The sequence below is a fragment of the Citrobacter sp. Cu233 genome (assembly GCF_030332225.1).
Lineage (GTDB): Bacteria > Pseudomonadota > Gammaproteobacteria > Enterobacterales > Enterobacteriaceae > Citrobacter.
The window spans coordinates 23,824-38,893 of sequence record NZ_JAOWIF010000029.1; the positions used below are offsets into that span (position 1 = coordinate 23,824).

13 protein-coding genes and 2 pseudogenes are annotated in these 15,070 nt (G+C 46.5%); 9 read left to right on the forward strand and 6 right to left on the reverse strand.

Features of this window, described 5'->3' with window-relative positions:
• Nucleotides 1–349: 349 nt before the first annotated feature.
• From purB to rluE, 5 genes are read right to left on the reverse strand one after another with little or no spacing between them, the layout of a single operon-like run.
• Nucleotides 350–1,720 carry an adenylosuccinate lyase gene (gene purB / locus OGX95_RS05995; protein ID WP_286628732.1) on the reverse strand — a complete coding sequence of 457 codons (1,371 nt, stop codon included), beginning with the start codon at nt 1,718–1,720 and terminating at the stop codon, nt 350–352.
• 3 nt (nt 1,721–1,723) lie between these two features.
• Nucleotides 1,724–2,365: a high frequency lysogenization protein HflD gene (gene hflD / locus OGX95_RS06000; protein WP_005120991.1), complete on the reverse strand. Its 642-nt coding sequence runs from the start codon at nt 2,363–2,365 to the stop codon at nt 1,724–1,726.
• A 34-nt stretch (nt 2,366–2,399) separates the two neighbouring features.
• Complete coding sequence (mnmA, locus tag OGX95_RS06005; protein ID WP_137382938.1) at nt 2,400–3,506, reverse strand: tRNA 2-thiouridine(34) synthase MnmA; 1,107 nt, start codon at nt 3,504–3,506, stop codon at nt 2,400–2,402.
• Between the two features lie 53 nt (nt 3,507–3,559).
• Nucleotides 3,560–4,021 (reverse strand): NUDIX hydrolase, encoded by a 462-nt coding sequence (locus OGX95_RS06010; protein WP_286628734.1) that lies wholly within the window; start codon nt 4,019–4,021, stop codon nt 3,560–3,562.
• A gap of 9 nt (nt 4,022–4,030) precedes the next feature.
• Nucleotides 4,031–4,654 (reverse strand): 23S rRNA pseudouridine(2457) synthase RluE, encoded by a 624-nt coding sequence (rluE, locus tag OGX95_RS06015; protein ID WP_286628735.1) that lies wholly within the window; start codon nt 4,652–4,654, stop codon nt 4,031–4,033.
• A 202-nt stretch (nt 4,655–4,856) separates the two neighbouring features.
• On the opposite strand from rluE, the gene icd reads away from it, so the two are divergent.
• The 4 genes from icd (at nt 4,857) to OGX95_RS06035 (ending at nt 11,447) form a co-directional block, all read left to right on the forward strand.
• Nucleotides 4,857–6,107: an NADP-dependent isocitrate dehydrogenase gene (gene icd / locus OGX95_RS06020; RefSeq protein ID WP_003841892.1), complete on the forward strand. Its 1,251-nt coding sequence runs from the start codon at nt 4,857–4,859 to the stop codon at nt 6,105–6,107.
• A gap of 371 nt (nt 6,108–6,478) precedes the next feature.
• A complete protein-coding gene (locus OGX95_RS06025; RefSeq protein WP_286628736.1) occupies nt 6,479–7,921 on the forward strand; it encodes an IS1182 family transposase in 1,443 nt (480 codons plus the stop codon).
• Nucleotides 7,922–8,282: 361 nt separating this feature from the next.
• On the forward strand, nt 8,283–9,614 hold the full coding sequence (locus tag OGX95_RS06030; RefSeq protein ID WP_286628737.1) for a DarT ssDNA thymidine ADP-ribosyltransferase family protein: 1,332 nt from the start codon (nt 8,283–8,285) through the stop codon (nt 9,612–9,614).
• 717 nt (nt 9,615–10,331) lie between these two features.
• A complete protein-coding gene (locus OGX95_RS06035; RefSeq protein WP_286628738.1) occupies nt 10,332–11,447 on the forward strand; it encodes a macro domain-containing protein in 1,116 nt (371 codons plus the stop codon).
• 211 nt (nt 11,448–11,658) lie between these two features.
• On the opposite strand, the pseudogene OGX95_RS06040 reads toward OGX95_RS06035, so the two are convergent.
• Nucleotides 11,659–12,621, reverse strand: a pseudogene (locus OGX95_RS06040) (tyrosine-type recombinase/integrase); the annotation flags it as partial.
• Here OGX95_RS06040 and OGX95_RS06045 point away from each other — a divergent pair.
• The 5 genes and pseudogenes from OGX95_RS06045 to OGX95_RS06065 form a co-directional block, all read left to right on the forward strand.
• Nucleotides 12,589–13,098, forward strand: a complete 510-nt coding sequence (locus OGX95_RS06045) for a major capsid protein (protein WP_502872761.1) — start codon at nt 12,589–12,591, stop codon at nt 13,096–13,098. The pseudogene OGX95_RS06040 and the gene OGX95_RS06045 sit on opposite strands and share 33 nt — an antisense overlap.
• A 42-nt stretch (nt 13,099–13,140) precedes the next feature.
• Complete coding sequence (gene gpFI, locus OGX95_RS06050) at nt 13,141–13,530, forward strand: DNA-packaging protein FI (RefSeq protein WP_286628739.1); 390 nt, start codon at nt 13,141–13,143, stop codon at nt 13,528–13,530.
• An 11-nt stretch (nt 13,531–13,541) separates the two neighbouring features.
• Nucleotides 13,542–13,895: a head-tail joining protein gene (locus tag OGX95_RS06055; RefSeq protein ID WP_286628740.1), complete on the forward strand. Its 354-nt coding sequence runs from the start codon at nt 13,542–13,544 to the stop codon at nt 13,893–13,895.
• Nucleotides 13,896–13,905: 10 nt separating this feature from the next.
• Nucleotides 13,906–14,262 (forward strand): annotated as a pseudogene (locus tag OGX95_RS06060) (phage tail protein); the annotation flags it as partial.
• A 170-nt stretch (nt 14,263–14,432) separates the two neighbouring features.
• Nucleotides 14,433–15,070 (forward strand): tyrosine-type DNA invertase (locus OGX95_RS06065; RefSeq protein WP_286628741.1); only part of this gene is annotated, 638 nt, incomplete at its 3' end.

A 15,070-nucleotide genomic window follows, 5' to 3' on the forward strand; every position in this document is an offset into this window, starting at 1 on the left:
TACCCGGCACTGATAAGCCGACACATACGGCAACAGATGTCCGTTGTTATTACTGGAGTGGAGGGATGTCAGTGCTTCGTATTTCATACTTCTGACGGAGAGATATTCAGGTGGTGGGTATGCCTGAGAGACGCCGCCCGGGAAAACAAAGTGTCACTGTGGTGGATCTGACCAGTCATGAGTCATCAGTGATGGTGAAGGCGTTGTGATTTTTGTGGGATCATCCGTTAGGGGCATGACTTGGGGCGATAAAACTAACAAGCCGGATAACGTTCGCGCGTATCCGGCCAGGGAATGGCATCAGCAGTGGGCCGGATGAGGCGAAATTGCTATCCGGCACCTGTCCTGATTATTTCAGTTCATCAACCATGGTGATGGCGCGGCCAATATAGTTGGCCGGTGTCATCGCTTTCAGGCGGATTTTCTCTTCTTCCGGCAGGGCCAGACCGTCGATAAACTGCTTCATGCCTTCAGCATCAACGCGCTTGCCACGGGTCAGTTCTTTCAGCTTCTCGTATGGTTTTTCAATGCCATAACGACGCATCACGGTTTGAATCGGCTCAGCCAGCACTTCCCAGTTATGATCCAGTTCGTCCAGCAGGTGATCGCGGTTGACTTCCAGTTTGCTTACCCCCTTCAACGTAGACTGATAAGCGATCAGCGCATAGCCGATACCTACACCCAGGTTACGCAGTACGGTAGAATCTGTCAGGTCACGCTGCCAGCGTGAAACCGGCAGTTTGCTTGCCAGGTGCTGCAGAACCGCATTGGACAGGCCCAGATTACCTTCGGAGTTTTCGAAGTCGATCGGATTAACCTTATGCGGCATGGTGGAAGAACCAATCTCACCGGCGATGGTTTTCTGTTTGAAGTGATTCAGCGCGACATAACCCCAGACATCACGGTCGAAATCGATAAGGATAGTGTTAAAACGGGCAATACAATCAAACAGTTCGGCAATGTAGTCGTGCGGTTCAATCTGTGTGGTGTACGGGTTCCACTGAATGCCCAGAGACGTGACAAATTCTTCACTGAACTGATGCCAGTCAACTTCCGGGTAAGCGGCGATGTGGGCATTATAGTTACCGACGGCACCGTTGATTTTACCGAGAATTTCGACCTGATTTAGCTGGCGATACTGGCGCTCCATACGGTAAGCCACGTTGGCCATTTCTTTGCCCAGTGTTGATGGGGTGGCCGGCTGACCGTGGGTACGGGAGAGCAGTGGAATGTCGCGATACTGCACAGACAAGTCTTTCACCGCATCGATCAGTTGGCGCCAGTAAGGCAGGATCACTTCATCGCGCGCAGTCTTCAGCATCAGCGCATGAGACAGGTTGTTGATGTCTTCAGAGGTGCAAGCGAAGTGGATAAACTCGGCAACGTCATGCAGCTCCGGGATATCCGCCACTTTCTCTTTCAGGAAATACTCCACTGCCTTCACATCATGATTGGTCGTACGCTCGATGGTTTTGATACGTGCAGCATCTTCTTCATTGAAGTTAGCGACGATCGCATCAAGGAAACCGATTGCGTCGGCAGCAAAAGCAGGAACTTCCTTGATCGCTGCGTGCGCGGCCAGTTTTTGCAGCCAGCGTACTTCAACCTGTACACGGAATTTCAGCAAACCATATTCGCTGAAAATCCCGCGCAGCGCGCTGACTTTATCGCCGTAGCGTCCATCGACAGGGGAAACGGCGGTCAGTGAGGATAATTCCATAGATCACAACTCCGGGGTTAAATGAGCAAGAATTTGTTTTGCCTGAGTCGTCAGGCGATTACGAGAAAACATGAGTTGCAGACGGCCTCCACCAACCTGATGCCAGAGCACGGCAGCGCGAATGCCAGCCAGAAGCGAAGCGCGAACCTTAGCCTGAACCTGCGGGCTCTGGAGAATGGCCGGAGAACCCGTAACCTGAATACGTGGGCCGAGTGGGCTGATGACGTCAACATAGATACCAGCCATCGCACTCATCAACGTTTCTGACTGCAAATCAAAATGGTCCAACTGGCGCTGCAAGCCGTTGATACGGTCTCCCAGCGTGTCCATAGCGCCTTTGGCTGCTGATAGCTTACGCTCCAACACCATCAGGCTTAACGTGTAGCGGGTGAGTTCTGCATTCAGTCCCTGACGACTGCTGGCATTAAGCACGCCGAGCAATGTTTCAAGGCCAAGGCGCAGGTTGGCTTCACTGCCGCCGAACACGCCCAGCGTAGAGCTGGGATTCATATCGATGACACTGTTCAGTGAAACGTGTAGTGCATCGGCATCACAATGCCCCTGGTGCGCCAGTTCTTGTACCAGGCGTGCCGACTGGCAAATACCTGCCAGGGCGAGGGTGATGTCATAATAATTCTTTGCCACGTTCACTGCTTCCTTGTATCAAATGTGTAAATAATTATACCGGCAGAGGCAGACGCTGCTCGATAATGCCGCCGCCGAGGCACACTTCACCGTTGTAAAAGACCGCCGACTGACCCGGTGTTACCGCCGCGACGGGTTCGTCAAAAATCACTTCAATACGCTCAGCATCCAGTGCTTTAACGGTGCACGGAATGTCGGTTTGACGATAGCGGGTTTTCACTGTGCAGCGCATGGTGCCGGTGAACGGTTGGCGGTCGACCCAATGTAATTGCTGTGCAATCAGACCAACGGACATCAGGCGCGGGTGTTCATGACCCTGAGCCACAACCAGAATATTGTTCTCAACGTCTTTATCCACGACATACCATGGATCTTCGGTACCTTCTTTTGTTCCACCAATACCCAGACCTTTACGCTGACCCAGGGTGTGATACATCAGCCCCTGATGCTGGCCAATTTCTTCACCGTCAACGGTAATGATCTTGCCTGGTTGTGCCGGAAGGTAACGACCGAGGAACTCGCGGAATTTGCGCTCGCCGATAAAGCAAATACCGGTGGAGTCTTTTTTCTTCGCAGTAACCAGACCCAGATCTTCGGCAATTTTGCGTACCTGTGGTTTTTCCAGTTCACCTACCGGGAACAGACTTTGTGCGATCTGCTCATGGCCGAGGGTATAGAGGAAGTAGCTCTGGTCCTTGTTACCATCGAGTCCCCGCAGCAGGCGGCTTTTGCCGTCCACATCCGCGCGACGCACGTAGTGGCCAGTAGCGATGTAATCGGCACCTAAATCTTCAGCGGCAAATTCGAGGAAGGCTTTAAACTTGATTTCTTTATTGCACAGAATATCCGGGTTCGGCGTCCGACCCGCTTTGTATTCTTCAAGGAACAATTCAAAGACGTTGTCCCAGTATTCTGCAGCAAAGTTAACGGTATGCAGTTCAATGCCGAGTTTGTCGCAGACGGCCTGTGCATCCGCAAGATCGGCGGCCGCTGTGCAGTATTCCTCACCATCGTCCTCTTCCCAGTTCTTCATGAACAGGCCTTCTACCTGATAACCCTGTTGTTGCAACAGCCAGGCAGAAACGGAGGAATCGACACCGCCGGACATGCCGACGATCACTTTTTTTTGGCTTTCAGACATAGGAATACTCACGACATTGAACTTCAAGGCGGCATATTCTAGCACGCAGCCCTTTACTTGACACCCTCTGTAAACGGCCAGTTAAATTCGCCAATCATTGCGAGTGGATAACGCTGTCCGCTTTGATAACAACGAATACTTTCGGCAACCAGCGGCGAACGCAGGTTTGGCGCAGAGAAGATCTCTTGCGCACTGACCCAACGACAGCAATCTATATCGTCGTCATGAGGTTCAGTAACGCACATATTGGCAAGCTCGATAGAAAACAGAAAGCGCAAAAAGGGTGTTCTGTCTGGGGCAATCCATTGATGCATTCGGATAAAGTGTTGTGGTTGCGCTTTTATCCCGGTTTCTTCCCACAGTTCGCGTGCAGCGGCTTGTATCAGTGTTTCATCGGCTTCCAGGTGCCCGGCGGGTTGATTCCACAAAGCTTTGCCGTTGATGGTTTCCTCAACGACTAAAAACTTATCTTCTGCATGCACAATGCAGGCAACGGTGACGTGCGGTTTAAACATACCTGTTCCTTATACAGTTGCATCCCGCCATTGACCATTAGCGAGATTATCCAGCGTGTAATTCCCCATCGCATAACGAATTAACCGCAGTGTAGGAAAGCCGACGTGTGCTGTCATGCGACGTACCTGACGATTACGGCCTTCATATAAGGTCACTTTTAACCAGGTGGTAGGGATATTTTTCCGCTCGCGAATGGGCGGGGTTCGCGGCCACAACCATTCTGGCTCTGCCACCAATTCAATACCTGCTGGCAGTGTGGGGCCATCGTTCAGCGTTACGCCGGTGCGCAGAGCGTTCAGCGCTTCGGGTGTTGGCTCACCTTCCACCTGGACATAATAGATTTTCCCCGTACGTTTACCGGGTTGCGTCAACCGGGCCTGTAGCGCGCCGTCGTTGGTCAGCACCAGAAGTCCTTCGCTGTCGCGGTCAAGACGACCAGCAGCATAGACACCCTGAACAGGAATAAAATCTTTTAACGTTTTGCGTCCTGCTTCGTCAGTAAATTGTGGCAAAACATCGTATGGTTTATTGAACAAAACCACCCGTTTTGGCTGGTTTTCTTTACGCTGTTTAGTGACTTGTCTTGAGCTGAATCGCTCAACCCGGTGATTTCTAAAAGAAGTTTTTTGCATGGTATTTTCAGATTATATCAATTGCCGCATTATAGCCTAAGAACGAGTGTCTTTCATGGCGACGAACAATAGGGTAGTATTGACACGCTCATTACAAATCATTAACAAAAAGTTGCTCTAACGCATCCGTGTAGCAGGACGCAAATGCACATGCAGCGTGATGACAGACGAGCAGAACCAGAAGCGCTCGAAGGAGAGGTGAATGGAAAGCAAAGTAGTTGTTCCGGCGGAAGGTAAGAAGATCACCCTGCAAAACGGCAAACTCAACGTTCCTGAAAATCCGATTATCCCGTTCATTGAAGGCGACGGTATCGGCGTTGATGTAACCCCACCGATGATCAAAGTTGTCGATGCTGCTGTCGAGAAAGCCTATAAAGGCGAGCGTAAAATCTCCTGGATGGAAATCTACACCGGTGAGAAATCCACTCAGGTTTATGGCCAGGATGTCTGGCTGCCTGCTGAAACCCTGGATCTTATTCGTGAGTATCGTGTTGCCATCAAAGGCCCACTGACCACCCCAGTTGGCGGCGGTATTCGCTCTCTGAACGTTGCACTGCGTCAGGAACTTGACCTGTACGTGTGTCTGCGCCCGGTTCGTTACTACCAGGGCACCCCAAGCCCGGTTAAACATCCTGAACTGACCGATATGGTCATTTTCCGTGAAAACTCAGAAGACATCTATGCGGGTATTGAGTGGAAAGCTGACTCCGCTGATGCTGAGAAAGTGATTAAATTCCTGCGCGAAGAGATGGGCGTGAAGAAAATCCGCTTCCCGGAACATTGCGGTATCGGTATCAAGCCATGCTCCGAAGAAGGGACCAAGCGTCTGGTTCGTGCAGCGATTGAGTACGCCATCGCTAACGATCGTGATTCTGTTACCCTGGTTCATAAAGGTAACATTATGAAATTCACCGAAGGTGCATTCAAAGACTGGGGTTACCAGTTGGCGCGTGAAGAATTCGGTGGTGAACTGATCGATGGCGGTCCGTGGGTTAAAATCAAGAACCCGAAAACCGGTAAAGAGATCGTGGTTAAGGACGTTATCGCCGATGCGTTCCTGCAACAGATCCTGCTGCGTCCAGCTGAGTACGACGTTATCGCTTGTATGAACCTGAACGGTGACTACATCTCCGATGCCCTGGCTGCGCAGGTTGGTGGTATTGGTATCGCACCGGGAGCCAACATTGGTGACGAATGTGCACTGTTCGAAGCAACCCACGGTACCGCACCGAAGTACGCGGGTCAGGATAAAGTGAACCCAGGTTCCATCATCCTGTCTGCAGAAATGATGCTGCGCCACATGGGGTGGACCGAAGCGGCTGATTTAATTGTTAAAGGTATGGAAGGCGCGATTAACGCCAAGACCGTAACCTATGACTTCGAACGTCTGATGGACGGCGCTAAGCTGCTGAAATGTTCAGAGTTTGGTGACGCGATCATCGAAAACATGTAATTTCCACATGTGTTAAAAACTGTAACGGGCGTATAACACGCCCGTTGTTTTTTGTTAGTCTGCTAACGGTTATCAAAATTTTATCAAAACAAGTTATCAAAACCCCCTGGTAGTTTGGGGTAGGTTGGGGGGAGGAGATGGTAGTTATATCGTCAAGCTCCAATTAGGCATACCTCAGTTTATTATAATTATTGCTGATGACCCTCGTTTATATTTAGGTCCGTTCTTCGCTCAGGCTGTGTGAAAACTCCTGATCACTTCTTGGTCTAAGCGATGGTTTCATATGATCAACCATTCTTGATAAACCCATGCGACGAAATGACTTTTTCATTAAAATTAGAAATATACGAATGAATACTGCGGATACCGACATGGCCAATCACATTCAAGGACAAGGCAGGCACCAGGTGACATTACTCCCTGATGCACTGGATGATTTTGTCACTGAAGATAACCCCGTCAGAGTCGTTGATATCTTTGTTGATGGACTAAAGCTCGATTCTCTTGGTTTCAGAAGAGTTGATGCAAAGCGAACCGGACGACCCGGATATCACCCTGCAACCCTACTGAAGTTGTACATTTACGGATATCTCAACCGAATTCAGTCCTCCCGCAGACTGGAAAAAGAGGCCCATCGGAACGTTGAACTGATGTGGTTACTTGAACGATTAACGCCTGATTTTAAAACCATTGCAGACTTCAGAAAAGATAACGGTGAAGGTATCAGGAATGCCTGTAGGGCCTTTATTGGCCTGTGCCGGCAAATGCAAATGTTCACTGATGTCGTTGTTGCCATCGACGGCAGCAAATTTAAAGCAGTAAACAGCAAACCCAACAACTTCACATCTCAGAAAGCCAAAGACCATATTGAGCGCGTTGAGCAAAGTATTACTTATTATTTAAACAAGCTGGATGAAGCCGACAAGAATACTGAGCCAGATGCAAACACAAAGTTAACTGCCACTAAACTGGCCTGGCTAAAAAAGCGTTTACGTGAGCTTCAGGAGATCCAACAAGCAGTCGCACAACAGCCAGATAAACAACTCTCTTTAACCGACCCTGACTCCCGGTTGGTGAAAACAAATAATATGAATCGGCAAGTTTGCTACAACGTTCAGACAGCTGTGGATACGAAGAACCACTTGATTGTTGCGCATAAAGTTACCAACACAACAGATAATGGTCAACTTGGTTCAGTAGCAACACTGGCTCAGAAAGCTGTTGGCCGGAAGGACATAACAGTACTTGCCGACAAAGGGTATTACAGTCGCAGCGATATTAAAACAGTTCTGGATAGCGGAGCCGTGGCGTTAGTGCCAAAAGGAGATACCTCTGGTGCTGAACGTAAGGGGCTCTATAATCGCTCAATATTCAGATATAACAGGGAAAAAGATGTTTATGTATGCCCAATGGGCAATGAGCTTCAGAATCGATTTATCTCAATAGAGGACGGACTGGAGCAACATTTATACTTTAACAATATTGCCTGTCGCGATTGCAGCCAGCGCTCCAGGTGCACTACATCGAAACGCGATCCAAGGCGTATACGGCGTTGGGTTCATGAAGCTGAAATGGAAGAAATGCATGCGAGGCTTGAGTCATTTCCTCAGGCGGTAGTCATGCGAAAGCAAACGGTAGAACATCCGTTTGGGACAATTAAAATGTGGATGGGTGCAACGCACTTCCTGATGCGGAAATTTAAAAATGTCAGTACGGAAATAAGTCTACATATATTGGCTTATAACCTGAAAAGGATGATATCGATATGGGGTACTACAGGATTGATATTTCAGCTTCAGGAACAATACGGCTAACGGTTCCGGCCGTTTTATCCTCCAGAAACAAATATTAGGCGCTTTCCCGCAATAAAAATCTCTGAAACACCCGAATAAAATCACAGATTAACTCGTCAACTTAAACAGCATTCTCAAAACACAGATGAGAAATATTTTTTGGCTACTCAAAGCTATGAGTTTTCACACAGCCTGCGCTCAAAGTGGCCTGTAGTTCTGTAAGCGGACATTTCTAACGTTTTGAATCCTAATCAATAGGAAGTTGATCATCCTGAGTGACCTAGATCACAGGGAGGTTGAAATCCTATATCGGTAATTCACGATTACTGTAATAATATAAAATACATTACATAGATTTTTTATAGTTTTTCAAGGAGGATACATGGCAGTTCCTGTTCATCATAGACACCGAAATGCATATCACTTTACGTCCGTAGAGAATCTTGAATCAATAATTGAAACTGGACTGTTTTCGACCAATCAGAAAATTGCACGTCGTATATCGCATGTGAATGTCGCTGATGAAGGAATACAGGGGCGTAGGGCATTGATGCAGGTACCTAATACGAATGGTCGCTGTGTTCATGATTATGTTCCTTTTTATTTTGCAAAAAAAACGCCTATGCAATTGGCTGTTCTTCATAAAAAAAACGTAGATCAGCAATTTATTATCTATCTTTCAGTTTCTATATTATCACTCGAAACAAGGATTGGGTCATATTTTACAGATGCTTCCGCAAATACAGCTAATCCACCGAGATTTTATTCTGGTAACACTCAAGCTGACCAGCTTGATGCACTAAATTGGACTACCATCGATAATAATGCATGGAGTTATGCTGACGATGCTCTGAGGCATAAAAAGATGGCAGAACTTTTGCTACCAGATCATGTTTCTTTAAGCGAAATAAATCAGATAATTACATGGAATCGTTCTATGTCTGATATTGTGAGGAATATTTTCCAGGAAAAAGGTATTGCAGCACCAAATATTGTTGAGGGTGATTTTCAACATTATTATCACCAACCTGGAAACTGGTCCTCATCCTTAGTCACGGGACCTGTAGTGCTAAAAATGCTCTTTGATGAAGCTATTGAATATGTAACTTCATTTCAACGAGAAACGAGGCCAAAATTTCAAAGTATTAGTGATGCTTTAAGTGCAATTCGTGGCAATTTCTCCGCCATCCAAGAGCTTGATGATATCGATGGATTGGGTGCGAACTACGGACCTCATAATGAAGATGTTGGCTCTCATAGTCGACGAGTGGCTGGTCTTGTAGTTAATTCACCAGAGTTTCATCAATTAGACCCTATTCATCAGGAAGTTTTGGAGTTGGCCGCCTATTTGCATGATATAGGCAAAGGGCCTAAAACACGTTGGAACAATAATTACATGCATGAGGCAGATGGGGAGCATCCCAGGAAGTCACTTCCGATGCTGCAACGAATTTTGACAGAAGATCTGCCAGCCATACAAACCGATCTAGTTAGAAAAATAATGATGTTAGTTACGTATGATGATTTATTGGGTGAAATAGTAGCTAAAGGAAGAAATAAAAATCAGTTGTTCGATATAGTTACATCTTCTGAAGATATCAATATGCTAGTAGCCCTAAGTAAGGCTGATATTGGCTCATTAAATCCAGTTTGGTTAGCTGAGGTTTCTGACGGGATCGATGATCTCCGGGATGAAGTGCTCCAAAGATTGTAGGGGAACAGTTTATGAGGAAATTTTTGAATTTGATGCAGATCTTATGATTAACATAGTCACTTTGATGGTGGAAGTGTAATGCTTGTATTCAATAAAATAACCTGCAATATTCGGGTATTATGTCGAATAATTTCGTTCGGCAAATTTTCAGCTGAGAAATAATCCGAAAAATATGTTCTCTAAAAAATATATAGCATGTACTTCCCCATCAAAGACTATTGGCAAAATCCATCTGTATATATTCAGATGGATTTATAATGACTTTGACTATATAAAAGAGTTTTATGATATTAATGGACTTAAACCAACAATCCTATTTACTTGAAGGATGTTGTAACTCATAGCTGAAGGGGCGTCAGTGTACTAATTACAGAGCTTGCATTCAACGAACTGTTAGAACGAAAACAGCTTGTTGCACCGCTTTACGCATATGTTCACGATATTGTCAGAAGGTCTAATTTAGATCGTAAGGTAATCCAAAATTCAATAAGAAAAAGGTGGCAGTCGTAATTTATTATGTTCTTTTGGCGATTTAATAGCACATGACTGATATGGATAATAAATGCAGAAAATAACAAGTATAAAGTTTGCTATAGATATGTTGATTTTAATTTCAAAATGCGCTATGAGCTATATTGATGCAGAATTTGTAAAAGTTTTTGACAATGAAATTGAAGAATTAAAAACAAGGATGTATACTTAGCCAGAGGGGGTTTTATGATTAGATATGTTGATGGTGATTTTTTCGATTATACTGCTGACATTAGAATTAATACAGTTAACTGTGTTGGTGTAATGGGGGCAGGGGTTGCTTTTGCTTTTAAAAATAAGTTTCCTGAAATGTATAATGAATACGTATTGCTGTGTAAAAAAGGGGAAATATCCCCAGGTAAACCAGCTGTTTGGAAAGGTATTGATACGTATGGTAAGGAAATAGAAATCATTAATTTCCCCACCAAGGATCATTGGAGAAATAAGTCTAAGTACGAATATATCGAAAAAGGGCTGCAATGGCTCTCGAAGTATTTGGATAATAAACATGGAAAAACAATCACCCTACCAGCTTTAGGTTGTGGTCATGGTGGTCTTGATTGGGAAATTGTAAAAAAAATGATACAAGATTATCTGTATAATAATAATAATGAAATTTTAGTTTTTAGTCCGCAGGCATCAAAAAATAATAAACGCGAAAAAGTCTCACCGAACTTTAGCTATCCATCCTTAACAGATCTTAATGTGTCCGAAATTAAACATGATGATAAAATATTTCCTGTAAAGTTGTCAACTTTCTCCGACAAAAAACTTTATTATACTGGACAGTTATTTACTGATTTTGATCTTTCGATAATTTCGAGCACGTCACCAAGTGATATAGAAAAACAAGTTGTTCTTGATACTATTGATCTTTCTGTTAAGAAAGGGTATTCCTTGCTATTTGGTGGGACTGCTTTCGATAAAATGATGGCTGTTGTTGCTTTACGTAAAGGTATCAAGACAGGTGTTTTTTTACCAAGTGGTATAGCCAAATCAGCTGAAAAATTGAATTCGCATGGTGAATTTAATCATCTAACTATTCTTTCTTTAGGTGACCCTTTTATTCCATTTAATAGAAGTGAATATCTTCCATCAGTTTTTAGCCGCATTTTGCTACCGCGTAAAGTATTGTTCACTACAGGTAAATTACAATGGCTCAAGAAGTATAAGAAAATTATTTTGCAAAATCAGGTTGATTCATTTTTCCTTATTTCTGAGGCAAGTGACAATGACATAGAAGCCGCGAACTTAATTAGTTCAAAGGCTGTAGATGAACATGGGTTATCTGATTTAATTTAATCTTGTATTTATAAGAATCTATTTCATGATTGTGCTTCAAACTTCTTTGAATTAAAAATGCACGCGGTGCATTTCTTATATGAATTGGAAAATTTACTGAATATACTCCATGGAGTTACTGTTCAACAATAGTTCTTCGCTCAGAGCGGGCTGTTTGGGTCTGTTACATGTGTGATGAGAGAATTAATGTGGCGTTGAGAAACTTAAACGTTCACAAAGCTACTTTGCCCCAACCTTTCCCTCGGTCATCATGGTAACGATCGGTTTGTTGTTGTGTTTTATGCCCAAGTAGCTTTCTGGTATCTATCCCTTGTTCTTTGTACAGGCGTTCAGATAAAGACCTTTGTTCATGGAATGTGGCAGGGGAACCTCGCCCCCAGTCAATTCCTGCCAAATTCCTCGCTTTACTGAAATTCATGGTTAATGTATTGGATTTAACCTGCGCCCCGCGTTCTGATTGTGAAGTTGAACGGAAAAAATGTACTAAGTATGGACTGACGGCATAATCACGGCAGCGAGTTACTACATCGCGTAAACTCCAATTGATCACATTCAAACGTAAGGAAAGGGGAATTGCGATTTTGCTGCCAGTTTTCTCCTGCTCGACATGAAGATGATCATCCCAAATATCGCTGAATTTCATTTTAGATATATCCCCCAAACGTTGACCGGTAACCAGCGCTAACAACATGGCATTCCCCATATAACGATGGCTGGCATCTGCGATAGCAAAAATTTTTTGCCATTCTTCCAGGCTGAGGCGTTGACGAGTAATTTTCCTTCTTGGTTGCTTCGTCGCAAGAGCAGGGTTATACCCTGGCGGAACTTCGCCATAATGCTGTGCTTCCTTAAACACATCGATCAATACAGACCTTACGACTTGGGCCATTCTAGGCTGTCCAGCAGAGATATACTCTTCAAGCAATTGTGCTATATCTCTGACATCAACGGCTGAGATTAACTTCATTCCTGCTCGTTCCCTGAGCAAGGATACTGGTTTGGCTTTCTGCTTATAGGTGTTGAGTCTTATATCACCACTTTTCAGCCTGTCATCCTGGATCGCTTGATAGCGATCTAACCAGGTTGACGTTGTGATCGCTTTTCCTTTGCTGGTTGCGATCCTGTCACTGATAGCAAGAATCTGCCGCGTTCGTTGCTCAACCAGACGGGTGTTATCGAAGCCTACGCGCTGCACGCCAGCGGTGTGGTGAACATCATCGTATTCGATCCGAAAGGCTGGTCACTGTTCCGTTCCTTCAAAGCCGTCAAGGAGAAGCTGGATACCCGTCGTGGCTCGAATTCAGAGCTGGAAACAGCAGTGAAAGACCTGGGCAAAGCCGTGTCATACAAGGGGATGTATGGCGACGTGGCCATTGTCGTGTATTCCGGACAGTACGTGGAAGATGGCGTCAAAAAGAACTACCTGCCCGACAACACGATGGTACTGGGTAACACCCAGGCACGTGGTCTGCGAACTTATGGCTGCATTCAGGATGCGGACGCACAGCGTGAAGGCATTAATGCCTCTGCCCGGTACCCGAAAAACTGGGTGACCACCGGCGATCCGGCGCGGGAGTTCACCATGATTCAGTCAGCGCCACTGATGCTGCTGGCTGATCCTGATGAGTTTGTATCCGTACAACTGGCGTAATTATGGCCCTTCGGGGCCATTTTTATCACCGTGGAGGAGTCCATGACGAAAGATGAACTGATTGCTCGTCTCCGGGCGCTGGGTGAGCAACTGAACCGCGATGTCAGCCTGACGGGGACGAAAGAGGAGCTGGCGCTTCGGGTGGCGGAACTGGAAGAGGAACTTGATGATGCGAGTGATATTGCCAGTCAGGATGTGCATTCCCTGCCGACAGTTGAGCTGACCGGGCATGAAAATGAAGTGGAATCAGCGCCGCCAGATACTGTGGTTAAGGATAGGGTCACGTTAGTGGCGCTGGTGACACTGCATACCGAAGCACTTCACGCCACACGGGATGAGCCTGTCACGTTTGTGTTGCCGGGTACTGAATTTCGTGTGTCAGCAGATGTGGCGGCAACCATGACAGCGCGTGGCCTGGCGAAAATGTGCTGACGGGAGGCGCAGTGGCTGATTTCGATAATCTGTTCGATGCGGCCATTTCCCGCGCAGACGAAACGATACGCGGGTACATGGGCTCGTTAGCCACCATTACGTCCGGCGTGCAAGCCGGTGATGTGCTGCGTGGTGTTTTTGATGATCCGGAAAACATCGGCTATGCGGGGCTGGGGGTTCGTGTGGAAGGCTCCAGCCCGTCGCTGTTCGTTCGGTCTGATGCGGTGGCACAACTGCGGCGTGGTGATGTGCTGACCATCGGTGGTGAAAGTTTCTGGATAGACAGAATTTCGCCGGACGATGGTGGCAGCTGCTATCTGTGGCTTGGACGTGGCGCCCCACCTGCGGGAAACCGGCGCCGTTGAAGGAGGGCACTTGTCTATAAAAGGCCTCGAGCAGGCGGTAGAGAACCTCAGCCGCATCAGCAATACGGCAGTACCGGGGGCTGCTGCAATGGCCATTAACCGGGTTGCCTCATCGGCAATGGCGCAGTCTGCGTCTCAGGTTGCCCGTGAGACGAAGGTACGGCGGAAACTGGTCAAAGAAAGGGCAAAGCTGAAAAGGGCCACAGTCAACAATCCACAGGCCAGAATCACTGTCAATCGTGGTGATTTACCGGTGATTAAGCTGGGTAACGCGAGGGTCGTGTTGTCCCGCCGTAAGCGCAGGAAAAAAGGGCAACGTTCTTCGCTGAAAGGCGGCGGCAGTGTTCTTGTTGTGGGGAATCGCCGTACTCACATATCAGCTTCTTCAAACCTTATCCTTTTTCTGTATTGCTGGTCGTTGAGGACAAATACAGTCAGAATTTCGCTGTATTTCCTGAATTTAGCACGTTTTGCCCTCGCCAGTGGTTTCTGTCATGTCACCCTCCATAGCTCTGTTTCATCAAACCGGAGCAATGAATGTCTTCCCGAAAATTTCTCACCCACCATGAAGTTTCTTTGCTGCTGCAGGCAGTGGTGACCAGCCGTCACCCTGAACGCGACACCTGTATGATACTCCTGGCCTTTCTCCACGGACTTCGGGTCAGTGAACTGCTGTCACTGCGGCTTGCTGACCTTGAACTTGTATCCCGAAAACTGTGTGTCCGGCGTCTCAAAAACGGGTTCAGTACCGTTCATCCTTTACTGGCAGAAGAGGTGAAATGCCTCAGAAGCTGGCTTGGGGCCAGGGAAACGATTACATCTCCGGCTGCAGAAGAAGAAGGGGACTGGCTTTTTATTTCCCGGTCGGGACGTCCGCTTACCCGTCAGCGGTTCTATGACCTGCTGGCTGATGCCGGGAGGAAAGCCGGACTGGCTGTCTCTGTCCACCCCCATATGCTCAGGCATGGCTGTGGTTATGCGCTGGCGGATAATGGTATTGATACGCGGCTGATTCAGGATTATCTGGGACACCGGAATATCCGGCATACGGTGATTTATACGGCTTCAAATTCGGCCCGTTTTGAGCGGGTATGGAATCGGTCAAAAAAGGGGAAAAAGCAACTTTTTGACCCAAACTGTAAACTGCCTGTATTGCATCCACAAATGTTAAAAAA